Here is a 22,928-nt window from a genome sequence, read left to right as displayed (position 1 = left end):
ATCTTTCCTCCGTTCTGTTACGAATGTGATTCGTTATCTACACCTTTTTCCATAGCTTTCCAAGCAAGGGTTGCACATTTGATACGCGCAGGAAACTTGGCTACACCAGAAAGAGCTTCGATATCACCTAAGTCATTAGAGTCATCATATTCTTTTCCAAGCATCATATCCGAGAAGATGGTGGATAGCTTTAACGCTTCATCCACCGGCTTGCCTTTTACAGCTTGCGTCATCATGGATGCGGAAGCCATGGAAATGGAACAACCTTCTCCATCAAACTTGGCATCTTTTACGACACCATCAGCTACTTGCAAAGTCAAATGAATACGGTCTCCACATGTAGGGTTATTCATATCGATTGTGACACTGTCCTCTAATGTCCCTTTATTGCGAGGCTTTTTGTAATGATCCATAATCACAGTTCTATAAAGTTGATCTAAATTATTAAAAGACATCGTTAAAATACTCCTTTGCCGTGGTAAGTCCAGCCACTAATCGGTCAATATCCTCTTCCGAATTGTAAACATAGAAACTTGCACGTGCAGTCGCTGTTACTTGCAGCCACTTCATTAATGGTTGTGCACAATGATGCCCCGCACGAACTGCAATTCCGTTCATATCGAGAACTGTCGCTACATCGTGTGGATGTACATCATCTAAATTGAAAGTAACAATTCCTGCTCTTTCTCCAGGATCTTTTGGACCGTAAATTGTCAAACCGTTAATTGTAGACATGCGTTCCAACGCATAAGCAGCAAGTGCGTGCTCATGTTTTTCAATTTCATCGAGTCCGATTTCTTCCAGGAAATCGATAGCTGCGGCTAATCCGACCGCACCCGCAATAATCGGAGTTCCTCCTTCAAACTTCCAAGGAAGCTCTTTCCACGTTGAATCATATAGACCAACGAAGTCGATCATTTCGCCACCGAACTCAATCGGTTCCATTTGCTCTAGCAACTCTTTCTTGCCATAAAGTACGCCAATCCCAGTAGGACCACACATTTTATGACCAGAGAAAGCAAAGAAATCGCAGTCCAGATCTTGCACATCGATACGTAGATGAGGTGCAGCTTGTGCACCATCGACTACCATGATTGCTCCATTTTCGTGAGCAATTTGTGTAATCTCTTTTATTGGATTCATTGTGCCAAGAACATTTGATACATACATAATTGAAACAATTTTCGTACGCGGGGTAACTGTTGCACGTACTTTATCCAAAGAAAGGGTACCGTCTTCTTCTAAATCTACGTATTTTAATACCGCACCTTTTTCCTTTGCTAATTGCTGCCATGGAATGATGTTTGAATGATGCTCCATGTAAGTAATGACGATTTCATCGCCTTCCTCAACATTTGCTCCACCATAACTTTGTGCGACAGTATTAATTGCAGTTGTTGTCCCGCGCATGAAAATGACTTCCTGAGTAGACTTTGCAGAAATGAAGTTGCGCACTTTCTCACGCGCTCCTTCATAACTTTCAGTCGCTCGATTGCCAAGTGTATGAACACCGCGATGAACGTTTGAATTATCGAACTCATAATATTTTTTTAATGCTTCAATGACTTGAACAGGCTTTTGGGATGTCGCTGCACTATCAAGATAGACAAGCGGATTGCCGTTCACTTCTTGATTTAATATGGGAAAATAGCTTCGAATGTCTTTGCTGATCATTAGCGCACTTTCCTTTCAATTACCTCCGTCAGTTGCTTTTTAACGCCCTCGATTGGCAATACGTTTACAACTGGCGCAAGGAAACCATGAATTACTAGTCGTTCTGCATCTTGCTTCGAAATACCACGACTCATCAAATAGTAAAGTTGAAGTGGGTCTACACGACCTACGGAAGCTGCATGTCCTGCTGTAACATCATCTTCGTCAATCAATAGAATTGGGTTTGCATCCCCACGTGCTTTTTCATTTAACATCAAAACACGCGATTCTTGAACAGCATTTGATTTAGTTGCACCATATTCGATTTTGCCAATTCCGTTAAAAATAGAAGAAGCTTCATCTTTCATGACGCCGTGTTTCAAAATGTATCCTTCGGAGTGTTTGCCCCAATGAATGATTTTAGTCGTGAAGTTTTGCTTTTGTTTCCCGCGACCTACAACAACCATTTTAGTATCGCCATAAGATGCGTCACCCACCAAGTGTGTAACGTTCTCAGAAATTGTATCGCCGTCATTCATCAAACCAAGAGCCCACTCTATTCGTGCATTACGATTAACAATGCCTCGACGGTTAACATACGTTGTGCCGCCTTTAGCAAGGACATCAACCGCACCATAAGTGATGCGGGCATTGTCTTCAGCAAATACTTCAGAAACAATGTTTACAAGTCCTGCTGATTCGGGAACAGTTGAAAGATAGTTTTCTACATAAGTTACTGAGCTATTCGCATCCGCCACTACAATTGTGTGGTTGAATAGAGAAGCTTGAGCATCGTCATGTAGGAAAACAACTTGAATTGGTTCAACGATTTCAACATTTTTCGGTACGTATACGAACACGCCACCATTTAACAACGCTGCATGTAAGCTAGCGAGCTTATGCTCGTCCGATTTCACACCGTTTGTCATGAAGTACTTTTGAACAAGATCGCTATGTTCACGTACAGCAGTAAAGATATCTGTAAAAATGACACCTTGTGCTGCTAACTCATCAGAAATTTGTAAAAAAGCAGGTGTATTATTTCGTTGAATATAAACGCTTTTTTGATCATCATTTACAATGGCTTTTACTTCTTCCGGTAATTCGGCAAGTGAAGCAAATGGTTTGCTTTCAACAGCGTGAACTGGGAAGTTAGTGAAATTCCATTTATCGATTTTCGTTTTATCTGGTGTTGGCATAGGCAGATCTTCTGCCGCTAATAAAGCTTGTACACGATATTCAGCAAACCAAGACGGTTCTTGCTTCGCCGTTGAATAGGAGCGTACATCTTGTTCGGTTAATGCCAATTTTGTTTCAACCGTCATTTGTATGTCTCCTCCTTACGCTTCTTGACCTACAGTTTCGTCTTCAATTCCTAATTCTTCTTTAATCCAATCGTAACCTTGTGCTTCTAGTTTATGAGCAAGTTCCGCTCCACCAGATTTCACTACACGACCTTGCATCATTACATGTACATGATCAGGCGTGATGTAGTTCAATAAGCGTTGGTAGTGAGTGATGATTAAACAACCGAAACCTTCGCCACGCATTTGGTTGATTCCTTTAGAAACTACTTTAAGTGCATCGATATCTAAACCAGAGTCAATCTCGTCAAGAATCGCAAATTTTGGTTGAAGCATCATTAATTGAAGAATTTCGTTACGTTTTTTCTCTCCGCCTGAGAAACCTTCATTTAAATAGCGTTGAGCCATATCTTGGTCCATTTCTAGATATTCCATTTTCGAATCAAGTTCACGGATGAATTTCATAATTGAAATTTCATCACCTTCATCACGGCGTGAGTTAATTGCTGAGCGTAAGAAGTCAGCATTCGTTACACCAGTGATTTCACTTGGGTATTGCATTGCTAAGAAAAGACCCGCTTGAGCGCGCTCATCTACTTCCATTTCCAGTACATCTTCACCGTCTAAAGTGACTGAACCAGAAGTTACTTCATATTTCGGGTGACCCATGATTGCTGAAGCTAAAGTAGATTTACCAGTACCATTTGGTCCCATGATTGCGTGAATTTCGTTTGTATTAAGTGTAAGGTTCAATCCTTTAAGAATCTCCTTACCATCAATGGCAACGTGAAGATCTTGAATAACTAAAGTCGACATTTTATAACCTCCATATTGTATAAATGAACGGAAAAAACCATTCTTAATTTATTATCATTCTAATCTTAACCGAATTATCGACCCCTTGCAAATCTTTTAAACGGCCTATTAAATATATGAAAATCGTTTAACACAATTGAAATTAACTAATATCAGCACGATTTATCATATACTATCATTCACAGTTTTTCATTTTCAATAAAGCGAATCTAATTGAGAATCGATTTCACTAAGAAACGACAAAAAAAAGCCAATGAACCTAGGCTCACTGACTTTTGCTACTATTTATTATACTTCTCAATGTGCTTGACGCTCTAGACGAGCCGCGATTTGTTGGCCAATTTCATGATCACGTTCACGTTGCATTTCAACCCTAATTCGTATATCGGCGTCGTTTTGATAATCAACCAATCCAACTCCATGTGCGCTTCTGAATGCTTGGTCCATACGTTCTGTGTAGGTAAAATCTAGTGATTGGATAGTGAATCATTCCTTTCAAATTTTCAACCTACTGTTGTAAGTTGTAATCCTTCACATTTGTATATATACCCACTGGTCAAACTTTCAAACAAAAACTCTCATAACTTTTATTTTTGATTTATAACAAAATATGTATCGATTCGATTTTCATGGACGAACTGGTTAATCTCAGTACGTTGGATCAGGCCGAACAAGCAGCAAGCGCATATGTACAATTTACAACGAGTTATCAGCTCAAAAAAAAAAAGTTCGACCGAATTAACGGAAGAACTTTTTGGAAAACATTTTGTTTCTTATAAAGAAACTTCATTAAAAATACTTGAACCAACCAAACCGATTTCTTCAAGGACAGCATTTAACTCTTTGTCAGCTTCCTGGAATTTTGCATTTGCTTCATCTAATTGAACTTCGCCTTCAGAAGCTAACGCTTTTGATTTCATTGTGTAAGCTTCTTGAATTTTAGAAAGTGCGCTGTTAATTGCTTCTTGTTGCTTTGTTAAGGTTTTAGGAACTTCCAACGCTTCTACTTTTGCTGATGCATTGTCTGCAGAAGCTTTTGCTGCATCTTTCATCGCTTGAAGATCGGCACCTTCAGGAAGTGCTGCTTCACCCTGTGCATCTTCAAAAGCGTTTAAATCAGCATCAACCTCATTAATTGATTGAGAAATGGATAAATAAAACTTCATCATATCTGCTGCAGGATTAGCTTTTTCTTCAGTCTTTGCTGCTCCGTTTGTTGTTGTTTCCGGCTTTTCTTCTTTATCAGATGAACATGCCGCAAGAACGATTGTAAGTGAAGTAAGTAGTAGTAATAATTTTTTCATCATTGAATCTCCTTTATATGTAGTCAATTTGCATCATTATCCTACCATAACAATATTCCCAATGTAAAGGCTATACAAAATAGTCGGAACACATTGAAAATTATGATTCCAAAGAGCTACTTTCATTAGTTTTTTCACGTGAAAGTCGATTCACGATTAACATGGTAATGCCTCATCTTCATTTATATTTGTTGTCAATTCAAAACTATCCTGTGCTATGTAATGTACAATCATTAGTATAATCATCGTTTGGATTAAATCCTAACTCGGTATGACACTCATTTAATTTGGAGTAAAATGAAATTTAATTGGCATTGTCTTGAATTTAATTGGGTTCAAACGAGATTTAAACGGCATTGACTTAGTTTTAATCGGCATCAAATACCATTTAATCGGTCTCACCCATTGATTCCCACAAAAAAACAATCTTCAAGTTACTGACTAAGTATCCTCTTCCAAGAAATAGAAAAGACGTCGGTTTCCCGACGTCCATAGGATTACTTTATTTAACTGGAACGACCGAGCCGCCCCATTCTTCTAAAATGAAATCTTGAATTTCTTTAGATTTCAATACTTCAACTAATGCTTTAATTTCTTTATTTTTTTCATTACCAGCTTTTACAGCAATGATATTTACGTATGGAGATTCTGAGTTTTCAATAGCGATTGAATCTTCCAATGGGTTCAACCCAGCGTCGATTGCGTAGTTTGAGTTGATTAACACCGCATCGCCTTCTTCATTTTCGTACATTTGTACAAGTAGTGCTGCTTCGTATTCTGCATCAAATTCCAAGTTCTTCGGATTGTCTACAATATCTTTTACTTCGGCTGTTGTCTTATCAATGCCTTCTTTCAATGTGATTAGACCCTCAGCTTCCAACATAGATAGGATACGACCATGGTCAGCAACTGAATTACTGATTAGTATCGTTGCTCCTTCAGGAAGTTCATCCAGAGACTTATATTTTTTTGAGTACACACCGATTGGCTCAATATGGATACCACCAGCATTGGCAAAATCATAGCCATGATCGGCCATTTGAGCTTCGAAGTAAGGAATGTGCTGGAAGTAGTTTGCATCCAAATCGCCATTTTCCAAATCCTCATTCGGTAAAATGTAATCTTGGTAAGTTTCAATTTTAAGTTCAATACCTTTTTCTTCAAGCAACGGTTTTGCTTGTTCCAAAATTTCTGAATGGGGTATGTTAGATGCTCCCACTACAAGTTCTTTACTGTCTCCACCTGATGATGAGTCAGCTCCTCCGCCACATGCTGCTAGAGTGATTGCACTTGCCGATAATAAAATTCCTGCTACAAATTTCTTCATCATTATCTCTCCCTTTTTTTGTTTATGTGATCGAGCTTTCACCCGAAAGCACCTTAACGTTTGTCTGTTTTTGTTGTAATCGAATCTCCCACCCATTGGATGATAAAGACAATTAGTAAAATGATAATTGTGGAAACAACTGTTACATCTCCCCTACTGCGTTGGAAGCCATCTAAAAATGCGAGTGTTCCAAGACCGCCCGCTCCGATAATTCCTGCCATCGCAGTATAACCTACAAGGGCAATTGCTGTAACGGTCAGTCCTGAGATTAATGCAGGCATGGACTCCGGAAGTAGCACTTTCCAAATGATTGTGGAAGTTTTAGCACCCATTGAGCGAGCAGCTTCAATTACACCTTTATCTATTTCACGTAATGCAATCAGGACCATGCGGGCATAAAATGGTGCTGCACCTATGATTAGTGCCGGTAATGCAGCATTTGCCCCACGAATCGTACCGAGTAGGAATTTAGTAAACGGAATCAACAAAATAATTAAGATGATAAACGGGATGGATCTGAAAATATTAACGAACGCCCCTGTTAACCAGTACACTATTTTATTTGCCCATAATTGACGAGGGCTAGTTACAAACAGCAAAATTCCAAGTGCAAGTCCAATTATGAAAGTTAAAACGGTAGCCATTGCAGTCATATATAACGTTTCAAGTGTGGCTTCCCACATTTTTTCCCAATCCACATTCGGTAGAAGGTTTTCAATCATGTGAAATCACCTCCGTATGAACATCTTGTCCATGTAAATAATCAATCGCTTGGTCGATGGCATTTGAATCACCGTCGATTTGTAAATATAACGTTCCATATGCACCATTTTGAGTTTGTGCGATATTCCCTTGAACGATGTTAACTTCTACTTGATATTGCTTAATTAATCTTGATAGAATCGGTTGCTCCGTTCTATCTCCGACAAACACTAGTTTCACAAGCTTGCCTGAGGGATATTGCTCTACCAAATGAGCAATAGTCTGGCTGGCTGACTCCGGACCATTTACCTGGGCAACAAAGCGTTTCGTAATGGGTTGTTCAGGAGTTTGGAATATTTGAAGTACACTTCCCATTTCAACCACTTTTCCAGCTTCCATGACCGCAACCCGATGACAAATTTTACGGATGACATGCATTTCATGTGTAATCAGGACAATTGTCAAACCCAACCGTTTGTTGATATCTACCAATAGTTCCAAAATGGCATCTGTTGTTTCAGGGTCAAGTGCTGATGTCGCTTCATCACATAGCAGCACTTCAGGATTATTGGCAAGGGCACGGGCAATTCCTACCCGTTGCTTTTGACCGCCGGATAATTGGGAAGGGTATGCTTTATCCCTCCCTGTCAATCCAACTAGTTCGATTAATTCTTTAACTCGTTCTGAACGTTGCGTTTTGCTAATCCCTGCAATTTCTAGTGGGAATGAAATATTTTCCTCGACTGTCCGCGACCATAGTAAGTTGAAATGTTGAAAAATCATGCTTACTTTTTGTCTTGCACTACGAAGATCTTGTCCTGAACTGGACGAGATTTCGTGTCCATTTACAGTGACACTACCTGAAGTAGGTTTTTCCAAGCCATTCAATAATCTGATTAACGTACTTTTTCCGGCTCCACTGTAACCGATTATGCCAAAAATCTCGCCTTGATCAATCGTCACATTCACGTCATCTACCGCTATGAGTTGTCCATTACCGGTTTCAAACCGTTTTGATAAGTTTTTTAATTGAATCATATTTACTTCACCTCTGAATTTATCAAGCATTTTATTTGTTTTCTTTATCGTGCAATTGCGCTGGCCGCATGTTTCGCATGAGTCAACAAGTTTAAAACCACTTACCTGCTCTCAAGCTTAGCGTGCGCAAATAACCTCTTTCATTTTATTTAATATCAACATCATTTTATTGAAATATCCTAAAAAAATAAAAATCCCTTCCGCAGACAAGCAGAAGGGACTAATGCACAATTATATACGTTAGACCGTTCTCTCATCTTTCAAAGCGAATTCGCTTTGAGTGATTTGGCACCATTTCACAAATTGTGACGGTTGCCGGGCTTCATAGGGCACTTCCCTCAGCCTCTCTTTATAAGAGTTTACGATATTAAGTTTTTAGTTACGAATGATAATGTAACACGTTCAAATGCGAACGTCAATTATTTTTTTGCAAACGATTATAGAGATAGGGAACTGATTGAAAAGCATAAACTTTTTCAACTATTTGACCATTTTCCGCAATGAGTAAACAAGGGACGCTTTGGATTTGATAATCGACCGCTAAACTTTCTACATAGTTCAAGTTTGCTTTCCCTATTTGCAAATCCGGCAAAAGTTCTTCCACAACGTCCATCATTTTTGAGGCAACTTGGCAAGTTCCACACATGGGCGTATATAAATAATAAGCTGCCCTCTTTGCGTTTTGAGAATGATTTTCCCACTCCGCACGCGTCCATTCTTTCATTGTATTCATCCTTTAGGCAATAAATTCCGCTTTAACATCGATATTCGCTCCGAGCAACACAGTCGCTAGAACTTTCATTGGTGTAGTCGCAACTTCTCGGTAGGCTGGATCAGTATATAAATGAAGTGCTTCGGGAAATTCACGTTTAATGAGCGCACGTAATTTCTCTCCGGACTTATCAGCATCGACAAATACATAAATCTCCAACTGATCGTAGGGGGCTAATATTTCTTCCAATCGCGTGGGGCTGACTGTTCCGTTCGTGCAGATAATTTCAACTGGCTCTGCAATAAGACGCAGAATCCGCTGTTTATCTGATCGACCTTCTACAATTATGACTTTATCAATTGGCATGGGATCACTCCTGGCTGTACTGACATAAAAGATTGTTTAAAAAGTTTTCTTGAAACGGAGTCCATCAGGTTGCAACTCTTCCCGATCACAACCAATGCCACTCTTTTCAATATCCCGTTTTAAACTCGCTGTTATAATCGACATATGCAAAAAACGCCGAACAAATGTCGGCGTTCAACTAACGATATTACTCTTGTGTCATTTCTTCGTATTGCTCAGCCGTCATTAATGAGTCCACTTCAGACAAATCTGTAGGTTCTACAACGATCATCCATGCATTCTCGTATGGAGATTCATTCACGAATTCAGGACTGTCTTCCAATCCGCTGTTCACTTCAACTACTTTACCACTGATTGGTGCGTATAGCTCAGAAACTGTTTTAACAGATTCAACACTGCCAAATGGTTCGTTCGTTTTGATTTCGTCGCCTACTTGTGGAAGTTCTACGAATACAATATCACCAAGCTCAGATTGAGCGAAGTTAGTGATGCCGATGCGTGCTTTTCCATCTTCAACTTTAACCCATTCGTGTTCCTCAGAGTAGCGTAATTCTTTTGGTGTGCTCATTAATACCCCTCCAAATATGTAATATATTCAACTTCAGTTTGACATAATCTTTCCTTAAAAACAAGAACAGAAAATCAGCTTTTCCAATTCACAGTAAAATCCGACTCCTTAAAACCTACTGTGGCTTTCAAGCCGTCCGTCACAAGGGGTCTTTTAATGAGCATCCCGTCTGAAGCAAGCAATTCATATTGTTCTTCATCTGACATCGTCGGCAGTTTATCTTTTAAACCAAGCTCCCTATATTTCATTCCACTCGTGTTATAAAACTTCTTAAGCGGCAACCCACTTGTCTCTACGATCTTTTTCAACTCTTCCTTTGAAGGGGGAGTTTCTACAATATGTACATCATGATACGAAAGACCTTCGGCATCCAACCATGCTTTAGCCTTTTTGCAAGTACTACATTTCGGATATCCATAATACGTAATAGCCATCATTCAACCTCCTTATCATCATTTTAACCAGTCTATCAAAAAATAAATCCGAACACCTCATCAGAAGCGTTCGGATTTTTTATTCTACGTTTTTCTTTGCGTCAATCAAATATTTTCACTTGTTTATTTCCAGTATTGAAGGAAGTTCTCCTTAGGTTCATCGAAGAACCTATCGGTGATTTTTAGTATTAATAGTTTTCTTAAAATACAAACAAGGCGAAGTGGCAGAAGCACTTCGCCTTGTTCAATAATAGGGTCAAATATCGAGATTTTATTAAACTACGTATTTCTCAGCGTCAATCAATTTAACCGAAGCTTCACGTTTTTTGGCAATTACATTATAAGGAGTAGAGCGAGTCAATTTACGCAGTGCAGAAAGCATCATGCGTAAGTTATCGCCTTCAACTGCAGCAATCAATGTTTCTTTCGCATCTTTTTCGATACATTCAAAAGCTTCCTGACAGAAGATTTGAGTGTATAGAAGTTTTTGGTTCGCTTTATCAACACCGTCACGCTGGATTGCTTTCTCTGTACGCAGAACAGCTGATTCCATTGCGAATAGATTGCTCACGATGTCCGCAATGTTTGCCAATACTTCTTGTTCAGTTTCAAGTTTTGTACCGTAACGTTGAGCCGCTAAACCTGCAGCTAGCAAGCCGATTTTTTTAGCATTTTGCACCAATACTTTTTCTTGAGCTAATGGTGCATCTTCAATTTCTTCTGGCATCATCATTAACAATTCTGATTGAAGCGCTTGTGCTTTTTGAAGAAGTGGAAGTTCACCTTTCATAGCTTTACGCAAGAACGTACCAGGTACCAGCAAACGATTGATTTCATTTGTGCCTTCGAAAATACGGTTAATGCGGGAGTCACGATAGATGCGCTCTACTTCATACTCTTGCATGAAGCCGTAACCGCCATGCAACTGAACTGCTTCATCCGCAATATAATCCAATACTTCTGTGCCGAACACTTTGTTGATTGAACATTCAATAGCATATTCCGCAATAGAAGCAGCGATAGCTTTGCCATCTTTTTGCTCTTCAGGACTCAATTGACTCATGCGGTCTTCAAAGTAACCAACTGTGCGATAAATCAAACTTTCCGAAGCATATAATTTGGATGCCATTGTTGAAAGCTTTTCTTTTGTTAAGTTGAAAGAAGAAATCGGTGTTTTAAATTGTTGACGTTGGTTCGAATAGGCAACAGCCAATTCAAAAGCACGTTTGGATGCACCAACTGTACCCACTCCCAATTTGTAACGACCAATATTCAAGATATTGAATGCAATAACGTGGCCACGGCCAACTTCCCCAAGTAAGTTTTCAACCGGCACTTGTGCATCCTGTAAAATTAATGTACGTGTCGAAGAAGATTTAATCCCCATTTTCTTCTCTTCCGCGCCTACTGAAACGCCTGAGAATTCACGTTCTACGATAAAAGCAGAGAATTGTTCTCCGTCAATTTTTGCATACACAACAAATACATCCGCAAAACCAGCGTTTGTAATCCATTGTTTCTCGCCATTTAATACATAGTGCGTACCTTCTGCATTTAACTTGGCAGAAGTTTTAGCACCTAAAGCATCCGAACCTGAACCTGGCTCTGTTAGCGCGTAAGCGGCAATTAGTTCGCCAGTGGCGAGTTTAGGCAAATATTTTTGTTTTTGCTCTTCATTCCCAAAAAGTACAATTGGTAATGATCCAATTCCAACGTGTGCACCGTGAGTAATGGAGAAACCACCTGCACGCGACATTTTCTCTGCAATCAGTGCAGATGAAACTTTATCCAATGCCAGACCGCCGTATTCTTCAGGCACGTCTGCACCTAGTAAACCTAAGTCACCAGCTGATTTTAATAGTCTTACAGAATGCTCAAACTCATGATGTTCCAAGTTTTCAATGACTGGCACCACTTCATGTGTAACATAATCCTCTGTTGTTTTAGCAATCATTTTATGTTCATCTGTAAAGTCTTCCGGTGTAAAGACGCGATCAAGTGCTACATCTTCCACTAAAAAGCTTCCGCCTTTAATTACATTTGCAATCGTCTTCGTCATTTTGTTTCCCTCCTATTTTTTCAATAATTCTATTAAAGAATCTCAAATACGCCAGCTGCACCCATGCCTCCGCCGATACACATCGTGACAACACCAAATTGCTTGCCTTGACGTTTTAATTCATGAATCATTTTCAACGTTAAAATCGAACCTGTAGCACCAAGTGGATGTCCAAGTGCTATGGCACCACCATTGACATTCACTTTATTGATGTCGATTCCTAAATGACGAATTACTTGAATCGATTGCGATGCGAATGCTTCGTTCAATTCCCATAAATCAATGTCTTCGATTGAAAGACCCGCTAGCTTCAACGCTTTTGGAATCGCTACAATCGGTCCAATTCCCATTACTTCTGGTGGAACCCCACCAACCGCAAATGAACGGAATTTAGCTAGTGGTTTTAGTCCTTGCGCTTCAGCTACTTCACGATCCATGACAAGCACAGCACCTGCACCGTCAGACGTTTGAGATGCATTTCCTGCTGTTACAGTGCCACGTGCGTTGAATACCGGACGAAGTTTTGCCAGAGTCTCCATGTTCGTCCCAACACGAACGCCTTCATCCATTTCGAACATGATTTTCTTTTCTTGTGGTTTGTTATTTTCATCAATATATCTTTTCAGAACTTCTACTGGTACAATTTCTGTTTTGTATTTACCTGCCGCGATGGCTGCATCTGCAAGCTCATGTGAGCGTACAGCAAAAGCATCCTGGTCTTCGCGGGTAATGCCAAACTTCATTGCCACTTGTTCAGCAGTATGCCCCATCCCCATATAGTATTGAGGTGCTGTTTCTGCAAGTGTTGCGTTAGGACGAATTGTATTTCCCATCATCGGAACCATACTCATCGATTCAACACCACCTGCAATGATTGCTTCAGAGTGACCAAGCATAATGCGTTCTGCTGCATAAGCGATTGATTGCAGACCTGAAGAACAGAAGCGGTTGATAGTAATCGCTGGTGTTGTATCTGAAAGTCCTGCCAGTGCACCTATATTACGGGCAACGTTCATCCCCTGTTCCGCTTCAGGCATTGCACAGCCTAAAATCAAATCGTCAATCGGACCATCATAACCGCCCGCTCTTTTTAACGTTTCTTTTACAACCAATGCACCAAAGTCATCTGGTCTCACTGTTGCAAGGGAGCCTTTTTTCGCTTTCCCTACAGGTGTTCTGGCACCTGCTACAATAACTGCTTCGCGCATAAGTTCTCCTCCTCATTGCCGCTACGTACGCTTAGTTACGAAGTGGCTTTCCTTTCACTAACATGTGCTGCATTCTCGCTTGAGATTTTGGTTCAGCTACTAAACTTAAAAATGCTTCACGTTCTAAATCGAGTAAATATTGTTCATCGACCAAAGTACCGTAAGGCACTTTTCCTCCTGCTAGCACGTAGGCTAATTTCTTCGCAATTTTTAAATCATGATCGCTGATGAAACCTGAAAGGAACATTCCTTCAGCTCCAAGTAACAGCGTTGCATATCCTGACTCGCCGGTTACTGGTACTTTTTCACGAAGAGGTGCTTTGTAGTTGTTTTCATATAGCGAAAGTGCAACTTGTTTCGCATCATAGATTAAGTGATCAGCATTTACACTGATACCGTCTGCAAAGTTCAGGAAGTTATTTTCACGTGCTTCTTCGGCAGATGTCGATACTTTTGCCATGGCAATTGTTTCAAACACTTTGTTTGCCACGTACTGATAATCGACATGAACACCCGTTGGCAAGCCTTTTAAGTGTTTCATATACAATTCTTTATTTCCGCCGCCTCCAGGAATGAGTCCCACTCCCACCTCAACTAATCCCATATATGTTTCATGAGATGCTTGAATGTGTGCAGCTGGCAGACATGCTTCCGCCCCGCCACCAAGCGTCATGCCGAATGGAGCTGCCACTACAGGTTTCGAACAATACTTTATTTTCATCATGGCGTTTTGGAACGAACGCACGACGAAATCCAGTTCAAAAATATTGTCGTCCTGGGCCTCCATAAGAATCATGCCAAGGTTTGCGCCTACACAGAAGTTTTTCCCCTGGTTACCAATCACAAGACCTTTAAAGGTTTTCTCTACTTCATCAACTGCAAAGTTAATCATTTGGATAATATCGAGCCCGATTGCATTTGATTGTGAATGGAACTCCAGTAAAGCAATCCCATCTCCTAAATCTATTAAACTGGCACCTGAATTTTTCTTGATTACGCCATGTTTTTTCTTGTAACGTTTTAAGTTAATTACTTTTTCATTCGTTGGAACCAATGAATAACCCTCACCATTGAAGAAATACAAATCTCCATTGTCTTCTTTATAGAAGGAATCGAATCCTTGATCAAGTAAGCTTTGTGTGAAAGTTGGAATTTCCAACCCTTCCGCTACCATTTTTTCAGTGGACTCTTTTACGCCGATGGCATCCCATACTTCAAATGGTCCTTGTTCCCATCCAAACCCCCACTTCATCGCATTATCGATTGCCACGATATCATCTGCAATTTCTCCATGTAGTTTTGCGGAATAGGACAATGTAGGTGCTAAAATGCTCCACAGTAATTCTCCCGTGCGATCTTTAGCATAAGTTAATGTTTTCACTTTAGCTGCAAGACCTTTTTGTTGCTTCGCCATTTCCAATGAAGGGGTTTTCAGCTTCTTCACTGGTTCGTACTCCATCGTTTCAGCATTCAATTCAAGAATTTCTTTACCTTTTTTCAGGAAAAATCCTTGACCTGATTTTGCACCTAACCAGCCGTTTTCAAGCATATTAGTAATCAAGGTCGGCAATTCGAACACTTTTTGTTCGTCACCTGTAGTCTGGTCGTAAACGTTTTTTGCGACGTGACCAAAAGTATCCAACCCGACCACATCAAGCGTACGGAACGTCGCCGATTTCGGACGACCAATGACAGGACCCGTAATGGAATCCACTTCACCAACCGAGTAGCCTCTTGCCAGCATTTCACGAAGTGTCACAAGAAGGCCATACGTACCAATGCGGTTCGCAATAAAGTTTGGTGTGTCTTTCGCAAGAACAACACCTTTTCCTAAACGATCCTCACCGAATGTTTGCATGAATACTACAACTTCCGGGAGCGTATGATGAGCTGGTATAACTTCCAACAGTTTTAAATAACGTGGCGGATTGAAGAAATGAGTGCCAAGGAAGTGCTTTTGAAAATCTTCACTTCGTCCTTCAGCCATTGCATTGATGCTAATGCCGGAAGTATTAGAACTGACAATTGTGCCTGGCTTACGAACCGCGTCAATTTTCTCGTAAAGACCTTTTTTAATATCCAGATTTTCTACAATAACTTCGATAATCCAGTCGACATCTTTTAATTTATCCAAGTCGTCTTCGAGATTTCCTGCTGTCAATAATGTAAGATTTTTCTTTGACGCTAGGGGTGCGGGCTTTTGTTTTAAAAGTTTCTCTAGTGAACCTTGGGCTATTTGATTACGAGCTTTTGAATTATTTTTGTCCTCTTCTTTTAAAACTCGAGGTACCATGTCAAGCAATAAAGTTGGAATTCCGATATTTGCTAAGTGAGCAGCGATTCCTGAACCCATAACGCCAGAACCCAGAACAGCAGCCTTTTTAATTTGATAAGTCACGTGCAAAGCCTCCTTTAGAGTTTTTGAATGAATACTCATTCATTTTTTAGTGAAAAAAAATAGAAACAACCTCTATGTCTATTAGTTTAGTTCATTTTCAATTTTTTCGCAATATTTAAATGATGATTAAAAACCAAAATTTACCCCGAAAAATCTTGCTAACTATTGCGTCCTTTTATTCTATGAAAGGCGTATTTTTTGTATGCACTATGTAGCTGAAGAATTCAAATAAAACTTTTCCAAGTCTAATTCAAAAAGGAGATGCTCGTTGGCATCTCCTCTCCTATTATTTATTCAAAATACCATTGGCAACAAACGCAACATTTGCTGACCGTTCAGCTAAGCGTCTCATAAAATAACCATACCAATCAGACCCATATGGGACATAAATACGCTTTTATAGCCTTCTTTTACAAGTTGGCGCTGTAATTCTTCACGAATACCAAACAACATCTGGAACTCGAATTGATTGCTTGCAATCCCATGTTCCTTAACTAATTTTTTCGTATAGTTAATCATTAAATAAATGGATTTTAATGATTTTTTTGAAATTCTCATCCACATTAATTTTGGAATTCACGCATCGATTGTTCGATCATGAGTTCCAGCCTCCTCTATTCAAATACATTTTATTAGTATGTTCTTTCCTATATATATACATAACTACCCTAACATCTTTTTTACAAAAGAAACTAAACGGAAAATGTATATATAATCATTTCTGCCTCACACTAAAACGAAAAGGAGGATACATCACATGAATTTATTTTCACAACAAAAAGAACAGCCAATGGTATTTCCCGAACCCCCTAAAATGGTTTCTTCAAAAGATTTCAGCTACTTGACCGATATGATGTCATGGAATTTGTTGGCAGCTAAAAAAATGAATTGGGCGGCTGAAAATTGCCAACTCCCTGATTTGAAGAAAGAATTTGAGACAGCTGAACAAATGCACAGTAATCATTACGACGAGTTGCTCAAGTTACTGAAACAAAATGAAGGAGGTTCTGTTTCATGAATCAGCAAACAGTGAAAAATCCACAAACTCCTTATGTTGAAACACCGCAATTAAACGACCGCGACATCTTAAATGATGCCCTTTCTACTGAAAAATATTTATGTAATTCTTATGCAACGGCAATGCATGAGGCCAGCCATGATGCGCTATACCAAATCATTTTTACTCAATTGAGAGCTACATCCAAACAACAACGTAGCCTTTACGACTTAATGTTCAAGCATGGTTGGTATAAATTGACTCCGGCAGATCCTAAAGAAATCCAACAAGCGACACAACAATTCCAGGGATACAAGCAACAGCTTCAGTAATGAAACAAATTGCTATCCGATGGAAGTAAAACCGTGTAAACTGTTCCTATAGAAGTCAAGGAGGAACAAAAATGAAATCTATTACAACAACTGAACAATTTAATGACGTTATTTCTTCTGATAATGAAGTCATCGTAAAATTCACTGCTGGATGGTGCCCTGATTGTACGCGCATGGACATGTTCATTGATCCAATCGTTGAAGAGTATAAACAATACACTTGGTACGAAGTAAATCGCGACGAACTTCCTGAAATTGCTGAAAAGTATGATGTTATGGGCATTCCAAGCTTGCTGATTTATCAGGATAGCGAAAAGAAAGCTCATTTGCACAGTGCAAATGCAAAATCACCTGAACAAGTAACTGAATTTTTGCAGAGTCAAAAAGGATAGACTTCATGTCTATCCTTTTTTCGTGCAGAATCAAGAATCGATTATGCTATACTTAGTGAAAATAATCACTGAGGTGTAAAATGACTCAATCACTTGAATTGCAACAACTGAAAGAGAAAGTTAAATACTATGAAAATATTATCAAGAACATGTCTGCCCCAGTGATTCCTTCTGTCGTGCCAAATACAATATTGATTCCGATTGCCGGATATATGTTCAAAGAACGCTTTGAAATGATTCAAACCAAAGCACTTCAATATGCAGGAACCCATCGTGAGACCGAGCGAGCTATCTTTGATTTTACTGGAGTTACTGTAGAAGACGTTGCATCATTTGATTACAATGATTTGGCAACGGAAATTTACCAACTGAATAACTCACTTAAACTAATGGGTATTCGTCCGATTTATGTTGGTTTTAATCCTCGATTTGTCCGTGAAATTGTTCATGCTGGTATTCAAGTGGAAATCGAAACGTATGTAAATTTCCGTGCAGCTCTTCAACGTCTATTAAAAGAAAACAACCAATCGCTTCACTCCCTTGGGTGAATGATTGGTTGTTTTTTAGTATTTCTTGAGCATAAAGACTTGTGAAATTGCTGTATTTTCAAAACCACTTTCCTGTAGTAAAGATACCACATTGCCTTTACCCGTCATAAAGTTGTATGTAGATCGACTAACAGGTTGATCATATTCAAGTGCATGTGCCAATAGAATGTTAACCTCATGTTGTTCGTCTCCGGAAGTCACTTGGAATAAGGTAATTCCTTCAGAAGGATTATTATAAATTCCTCTTTTTCGAATTAAACAGGATGCTCTTATTTCCCCATCTTTTAACAAATTCACTACTTCTCCACCGACTTTGGGTACAACACTCTCGGCTGTTTGCCACGGGACGAGCGTTGGAAAAAGATCTGATCCAATGGCTAGAAACGCAGGAAATCTTTCTAATTCGTACTCTCCTAATTCAGGCAGTTTGTCGATTAGTTTTCCGGAACCAGATAAAAATACAAGCTTATCCTGAATTTCGTATCCACACTTTTCATATAATTTGATTGCAGGCTCGTTTTCAGATAAAGCCTCTAAAGTTGCAATGGCTACTTCATTTTCCACAAGAATGCGCTCCGCTTCTTTCATTAGGTGAAGTCCAACGCCCTTGCCCCGATATTCAGGAATGATCCCCGTACCACCATTCCAGGAAATTTTAACTCCGTCATTTTCTCTTATTCCTTGCAGAATAAACCCAATTGGTGTGTTTCCATCAAAAGCTACAACTGATAGTTCCACCGACAATCCTTCGTTGCCAAAGCGTCCAACAAACTGTTCCATTGTTAAATGCATCGGGATTAGGTATCCTTCAAAACCTTTATTGAACAAAGCAAGTGCATCTTCAAAATTTAACAATGATAACCGTTTATATGTGATATTCACCAGTTATTCCCCCTTTGTTAGTGATGTTTAACTTTACGATTTGATTCGTGGAAACATTCTTTCTCTTCTATAATTGTATTTTTTTATCTTCTACAAGTCTACAAGCTAGTAAAAATTTTTAAGTCTTTCACTCAATCATATTACTTGATAATTACTTAAATATACTTTACATTTGAATTAGTTCTTTTTTGTAATCATTATAAATAAGGAGTCGATACAATGAAAAAGCTAACAACTAACCAAGGTGTACCAATCGGCGATAATCAAAATTCCCGAACTGCGGGTGAACGTGGCCCAACACTTTTAGAGGATTATCAATTAATAGAAAAATTAGCACACTTTGACCGTGAACGTGTTCCTGAACGAGTTGTACATGCTCGTGGAGCTGCTGCCCACGGTACATTCGTCGTCAAAAACAGTATGAAAAAATATACAAGAGCTGCTTTCTTACAAAATGAAGGGCAAGAAACGCCAGTATTCACTCGATTCTCTACCGTCATTCACGGGCTTCACTCACCAGAAACTGCTCGAGATCCACGTGGATTCTCAGTAAAATTCTATACAGAAGAAGGCAACTATGATTTTGTTGGGAATAATTTGCCTGTATTCTTTATCCGGGATGCAATCAAGTTCCCTGATGTTATACACTCATTAAAACCAGATCCACGTACGAACCTTCAAGATGCTTCACGTCTTTTTGATTTCATGGGTCTCTCGCCTGAAACGACAAATATGCTCATTCACTTGTTTACAGATGAAGGAATCCCTCAAGATTACCGTCACATTCGTGGATCTTCTGTGCATTCATTCAAATGGATCAGCGAAGATGGCAAAACTACATATATAAAACTTCGTTGGGTTCCTAAACAGGGCATTAAAAACATGACAATTGAAGAAGCGGCAGAACAGCAAGGAAAAGATTTTAGTCATGCTACACGTGATTTGTACGAAGCAATTGAACGTGGTGACTATCCTGAGTGGGATTTATATGTTCAAACATTAAAACCAGAGGACATGGATAACTTTGATTTCGATCCACTAGATGCGACGAAGGATTGGCTAGAAAAAGATTTCCCTTATGAGTTGGTTGGTACGATGACATTAAACCGTAACGTGGATAACTTCTTTGCAGAGACAGAATCTGTTGGATTTAATCCTGGTGTACTTGTACCTGGTATACAACCATCTGAAGATAAAATGTTGCAAGGTCGTTTGTTCTCTTACTCAGATACACAACGCTACCGTATTGGTGCAAACTACTTACAGTTGCCAATCAATGCACCAAAATGTCCATTCTCAAATAACCAACGTGACGGCGCTATGCCATTTAGACAACAAATGTCTCGCGTAAACTACGAACCAAATAGTTTCGACTCAGAACCAAAAGAAGCGCCTGAATTCAAAGAATTTGATCAACCAATTTCAGGAGTTGCAGGTAAAAATGCAATCGAAAAAACAAATAACTTCGGTCAAGCTGGTGAAATTTATAGAAGTTATGATGAATCGACAAAACAAGCATTAATTAAAAACTTACTTGATCAGTTCTCTGGCATTGAAAATCGCGATATCGTAGGTCGAGCGATTGCAAACTTCCACCGCGCCGATGAATCGCTTGGGCATGCACTTGCCGAAGGTGCAAACGTAGACGTTCATCAATACTTGTAATTTAATAGATCGCTAGATTTTAAGTTTCTCTTCTATTTTTAGTCGCAACGAAAGCTTCAAAGTTTACAGAAAAAGAGTTTTTCCGTACTGTTAAATCAGACGGAAAAACTCTTTTTTCACTGAGGTGACATTATGCGTATTCAATTAGAATTACAAGGTCTATCGCAATTTGATAGATCAATCAAAATACAGTATCAGAAATCTGCATGTGGACCTGTTACTGCCCTGACCATTTTGCGTTACTTGATGCCGAATTCATGTCCTTATGATGCGAATCGATTATACCGTTTACTTGGAGGTACTCGAATTGGTTTATTTACATGGCATTTAAAACGTAATTTACGGAAACTTCTCGGCCCTAATTGGGATATTGATACCTGTTCGATGGAAGAAGCAAAAAAAGAATTACGAGCCGGTCGACCAGTGGCATGTAAATTTGATCGGTACTTTTCATTTCACTGGTTCAGCTCTTATGATTTTTCCTATCATTGGGTCCCGCTCATCGGGTTTGAAGAAAAAGAAAACGACTTGACGCTGATCATCCACGATAATGGTGGAAGAAATCGCCCAAGCCGAATTCGCCAAATTTCATATGAAAAGAACAAAGGAATTTTAACGTTCGTAAAAATATCCCCAAATACTAAGAAGTTTGAATTACTGACAATGCTCGTTTAAGAGATGAGTAACTTCCGACACGACCAAGTTTCCTCCAAATAAAGTTAAATCGAATATAAAGTTCGAGCATACCGACTCGTAATGCCGTATCCAGCTTCCTCTACCTGAGTTAATAATTGCTGACTGTATGAAGGCACAATCAATTGATCAAGTTCAATCGGCAAATCCATTTCACAATGGATCGTAGCAAGTCTTTTTGATAATCGTAACATGTCCAGGTTTTCCTGAATCTTCTTTTGTTGACCCGGCTTTAACTCCGGTAACGCCTCAATGACTCCTTCAACAGAACCATAGCTTTGAATGAGTTGAAGTGCACTTTTCGGTCCTATTCCTTTAACTCCCGGGTACCCGTCACTCGAATCTCCCATAAATGCTTTCACATCGGCAAAAACCGAAGGCTCAATTTGATACTCTTCTACAAAACGTTCGTATGTATATTCGTCATAGATGTTATACCCTTTTTTCGTAAAAGCGATTTTAGTTGTGGGATTGAGTAATTGCAATAAATCTTTATCTCCACTTACGATGGTGATATCTGCTTCATTTTGCCACTTGCATGCCATAGAGCCAATTAAATCATCCGCTTCCATCCCAACTTCCCCAAAGTTTTTCCAGCCAAGCATTTCAGAAAGATTCTTAGCCATATCAAATTGAGGCAGCATTTCTTCAGGCGGAGCAGGACGGTTGGATTTGTATCCATCAAACAAATCATTGCGGAAAGTGTGCATACCCATATCCCAACAAATGGCCATATGAGTCGGTTGCATAATTTGTTTTGCGCTCATCACATGACGGGCAAACCCTTGTACACCATTAGTTGGGACGCCTTGTTCATTTCTAAAGTATTGTCCAAAGACTGAAGTTGCAAAAAACGAACGGAATAAAAGTGCCATTCCGTCGACTAATAAAATGTGGGGTCTCTGATTGGATTGCATTATATCTCCTCTTTCTGCCACTCTTTTGTAGCATCGATCCATGTAATGAATTTCTTCAAGACTCCATTAATGAATATTACGGTCTTTTCATCAGTTAGTGTTCCTTTATCATTAAATTTCGTTGGTGCTTGTCCAATCAAAATTTCATTTCCAGGTAGTGTTAACGCTTGATGTCCTGGTGAATTTAATATTAATCGTAAATGATTTTGAGCACGTGATGTTCCTACTGGTCCTCCTGAACAACCCATGATCAGAACTGGTTTCTTTACAAAAACTTTTTCTTTTCTTGAAAGCCAATCCAATGCATTCTTCAATGCTCCAGGCACTGAATGGTTATATTCAGGCGTCGCAATCAGCACACCGTCAGATTCTTGTATCAGTTGGATGGCTTTTTTCACCTGTTCTGGAACCTTAGCTTCGATATCTTCATTAAACAATGGAAACTCATTGATTTCAATAAACTCCATTTTTATGTCCACTTTGTACATTTCTTGTAAGTAGGCAAGTAACTTTCGATTTAATGATTCTTTCCGCAAACTTCCAGCGATCAAGGCGAATGTTTTCATTGGAATCTCTCCTTTTAAAATATCTTGTTTCAGTATAACAAATGCAG

Annotated in this window: 25 protein-coding genes, 1 pseudogene and 1 riboswitch; of the genes and pseudogenes, 6 read left to right on the top strand and 20 right to left on the bottom strand. The window is 39.3% G+C overall.

Going from position 1 to position 22,928, the window contains the following annotated elements; all coding sequences use genetic code 11:
- Positions 1-17: 17 nt before the first annotated feature.
- From sufU to MHH33_RS05320, 17 genes and pseudogenes are all read right to left on the bottom strand, one after another.
- A complete protein-coding gene (sufU, locus tag MHH33_RS05400; RefSeq protein WP_342543169.1) occupies positions 18-455 on the bottom strand; it encodes a Fe-S cluster assembly sulfur transfer protein SufU in 438 nt (145 codons plus the stop codon).
- The gene (locus MHH33_RS05395) at positions 445-1,674 is read right to left on the bottom strand and encodes a cysteine desulfurase (RefSeq protein ID WP_342543168.1); all 1,230 of its coding nucleotides are present in this window, start codon (positions 1,672-1,674) and stop codon (positions 445-447) included. Before MHH33_RS05395 ends, sufU begins: the two co-directional genes overlap by 11 nt.
- Positions 1,674-2,978: a Fe-S cluster assembly protein SufD gene (gene sufD, locus MHH33_RS05390; protein WP_016429035.1), complete on the bottom strand. Its 1,305-nt coding sequence runs from the start codon at positions 2,976-2,978 to the stop codon at positions 1,674-1,676. Before sufD ends, MHH33_RS05395 begins: the two co-directional genes overlap by 1 nt.
- 15 nt (positions 2,979-2,993) lie before the next feature.
- A complete protein-coding gene (gene sufC / locus MHH33_RS05385) occupies positions 2,994-3,773 on the bottom strand; it encodes a Fe-S cluster assembly ATPase SufC (RefSeq protein ID WP_016429036.1) in 780 nt (259 codons plus the stop codon).
- Positions 3,774-4,070: 297 nt separating this feature from the next.
- Complete coding sequence (locus MHH33_RS05380; RefSeq protein ID WP_342543167.1) at positions 4,071-4,220, bottom strand: hypothetical protein; 150 nt, start codon at positions 4,218-4,220, stop codon at positions 4,071-4,073.
- Between the two features lie 326 nt (positions 4,221-4,546).
- Positions 4,547-5,080 (bottom strand): hypothetical protein, encoded by a 534-nt coding sequence (locus tag MHH33_RS05375; protein ID WP_342543166.1) that lies wholly within the window; start codon positions 5,078-5,080, stop codon positions 4,547-4,549.
- Positions 5,081-5,579: 499 nt separating this feature from the next.
- Positions 5,580-6,404 (bottom strand): MetQ/NlpA family ABC transporter substrate-binding protein, encoded by an 825-nt coding sequence (locus MHH33_RS05370; RefSeq protein WP_342543735.1) that lies wholly within the window; start codon positions 6,402-6,404, stop codon positions 5,580-5,582.
- 53 nt (positions 6,405-6,457) lie between these two features.
- Complete coding sequence (locus MHH33_RS05365) at positions 6,458-7,126, bottom strand: methionine ABC transporter permease (RefSeq protein WP_342543165.1); 669 nt, start codon at positions 7,124-7,126, stop codon at positions 6,458-6,460.
- Positions 7,119-8,144: a methionine ABC transporter ATP-binding protein gene (locus tag MHH33_RS05360; protein ID WP_342543164.1), complete on the bottom strand. Its 1,026-nt coding sequence runs from the start codon at positions 8,142-8,144 to the stop codon at positions 7,119-7,121. The genes MHH33_RS05365 and MHH33_RS05360 overlap by 8 nt, the downstream gene beginning before the upstream one ends.
- 250 nt (positions 8,145-8,394) lie before the next feature.
- Positions 8,395-8,502, bottom strand: a riboswitch (SAM riboswitch).
- A 57-nt stretch (positions 8,503-8,559) separates the two neighbouring features.
- Positions 8,560-8,868, bottom strand: coding sequence for a thioredoxin family protein (locus MHH33_RS05355; RefSeq protein WP_016429041.1), 309 nt, complete (start codon positions 8,866-8,868; stop codon positions 8,560-8,562).
- Positions 8,869-8,880: 12 nt separating this feature from the next.
- The gene (locus MHH33_RS05350) at positions 8,881-9,222 is read right to left on the bottom strand and encodes a toprim domain-containing protein (protein ID WP_016429042.1); all 342 of its coding nucleotides are present in this window, start codon (positions 9,220-9,222) and stop codon (positions 8,881-8,883) included.
- A gap of 187 nt (positions 9,223-9,409) precedes the next feature.
- On the bottom strand, positions 9,410-9,790 hold the full coding sequence (gcvH, locus tag MHH33_RS05345) for a glycine cleavage system protein GcvH (protein ID WP_016429043.1): 381 nt from the start codon (positions 9,788-9,790) through the stop codon (positions 9,410-9,412).
- A 74-nt stretch (positions 9,791-9,864) separates the two neighbouring features.
- The gene (locus MHH33_RS05340) at positions 9,865-10,224 is read right to left on the bottom strand and encodes an arsenate reductase family protein (RefSeq protein WP_016429044.1); all 360 of its coding nucleotides are present in this window, start codon (positions 10,222-10,224) and stop codon (positions 9,865-9,867) included.
- A 274-nt stretch (positions 10,225-10,498) separates the two neighbouring features.
- Positions 10,499-12,283, bottom strand: a complete 1,785-nt coding sequence (locus tag MHH33_RS05335; RefSeq protein WP_342543163.1) for an acyl-CoA dehydrogenase family protein — start codon at positions 12,281-12,283, stop codon at positions 10,499-10,501.
- Between the two features lie 32 nt (positions 12,284-12,315).
- On the bottom strand, positions 12,316-13,491 hold the full coding sequence (locus MHH33_RS05330; RefSeq protein ID WP_342543162.1) for an acetyl-CoA C-acetyltransferase: 1,176 nt from the start codon (positions 13,489-13,491) through the stop codon (positions 12,316-12,318).
- 31 nt (positions 13,492-13,522) lie between these two features.
- On the bottom strand, positions 13,523-15,889 hold the full coding sequence (locus tag MHH33_RS05325; protein WP_342543161.1) for a 3-hydroxyacyl-CoA dehydrogenase NAD-binding domain-containing protein: 2,367 nt from the start codon (positions 15,887-15,889) through the stop codon (positions 13,523-13,525).
- 286 nt (positions 15,890-16,175) lie between these two features.
- Positions 16,176-16,460, bottom strand: a pseudogene (locus tag MHH33_RS05320) (proline dehydrogenase family protein); the annotation flags it as partial.
- A gap of 186 nt (positions 16,461-16,646) precedes the next feature.
- On the opposite strand from MHH33_RS05320, the gene MHH33_RS05315 reads away from it, so the two are divergent.
- The 4 genes from MHH33_RS05315 to MHH33_RS05300 all read left to right on the top strand — a co-directional run bounded on the left by MHH33_RS05315 (position 16,647) and on the right by MHH33_RS05300 (position 18,158).
- Complete coding sequence (locus tag MHH33_RS05315) at positions 16,647-16,907, top strand: hypothetical protein (RefSeq protein ID WP_342543160.1); 261 nt, start codon at positions 16,647-16,649, stop codon at positions 16,905-16,907.
- The gene (locus MHH33_RS05310) at positions 16,904-17,218 is read left to right on the top strand and encodes a spore coat protein (protein ID WP_342543159.1); all 315 of its coding nucleotides are present in this window, start codon (positions 16,904-16,906) and stop codon (positions 17,216-17,218) included. Before MHH33_RS05315 ends, MHH33_RS05310 begins: the two co-directional genes overlap by 4 nt.
- A 71-nt stretch (positions 17,219-17,289) precedes the next feature.
- Positions 17,290-17,610: a thioredoxin family protein gene (locus tag MHH33_RS05305; protein WP_342543158.1), complete on the top strand. Its 321-nt coding sequence runs from the start codon at positions 17,290-17,292 to the stop codon at positions 17,608-17,610.
- Positions 17,611-17,690: 80 nt separating this feature from the next.
- Complete coding sequence (locus tag MHH33_RS05300; RefSeq protein ID WP_342543155.1) at positions 17,691-18,158, top strand: STAS domain-containing protein; 468 nt, start codon at positions 17,691-17,693, stop codon at positions 18,156-18,158.
- A gap of 15 nt (positions 18,159-18,173) precedes the next feature.
- Here MHH33_RS05300 and MHH33_RS05295 read toward each other — a convergent pair whose 3' ends face one another.
- Positions 18,174-19,040 carry a GNAT family N-acetyltransferase gene (locus tag MHH33_RS05295; protein WP_342543154.1) on the bottom strand — a complete coding sequence of 289 codons (867 nt, stop codon included), beginning with the start codon at positions 19,038-19,040 and terminating at the stop codon, positions 18,174-18,176.
- A 219-nt stretch (positions 19,041-19,259) separates the two neighbouring features.
- On the opposite strand from MHH33_RS05295, the gene MHH33_RS05290 reads away from it, so the two are divergent.
- A complete protein-coding gene (locus tag MHH33_RS05290; RefSeq protein WP_342543153.1) occupies positions 19,260-20,705 on the top strand; it encodes a catalase in 1,446 nt (481 codons plus the stop codon).
- Between the two features lie 132 nt (positions 20,706-20,837).
- Positions 20,838-21,380 carry a C39 family peptidase gene (locus MHH33_RS05285; protein WP_342543152.1) on the top strand — a complete coding sequence of 181 codons (543 nt, stop codon included), beginning with the start codon at positions 20,838-20,840 and terminating at the stop codon, positions 21,378-21,380.
- Positions 21,381-21,424: 44 nt separating this feature from the next.
- On the opposite strand, the gene MHH33_RS05280 is transcribed toward MHH33_RS05285, so the two are convergent.
- Both MHH33_RS05280 and MHH33_RS05275 read right to left on the bottom strand, forming a co-directional pair.
- A complete protein-coding gene (locus MHH33_RS05280; protein ID WP_342543151.1) occupies positions 21,425-22,315 on the bottom strand; it encodes a 5'-3' exonuclease in 891 nt (296 codons plus the stop codon).
- Positions 22,315-22,881, bottom strand: a complete 567-nt coding sequence (locus MHH33_RS05275) for an NADPH-dependent FMN reductase (protein WP_342543150.1) — start codon at positions 22,879-22,881, stop codon at positions 22,315-22,317. Before MHH33_RS05275 ends, MHH33_RS05280 begins: the two co-directional genes overlap by 1 nt.
- Positions 22,882-22,928 lie beyond the last annotated feature (47 nt).

It is taken from the genome of Paenisporosarcina sp. FSL H8-0542, assembly GCF_038632915.1.
Classification (GTDB): Bacteria; Bacillota; Bacilli; order Bacillales_A; family Planococcaceae; genus Paenisporosarcina.
This window is presented reverse-complemented; position numbering and strand designations above follow the sequence as displayed.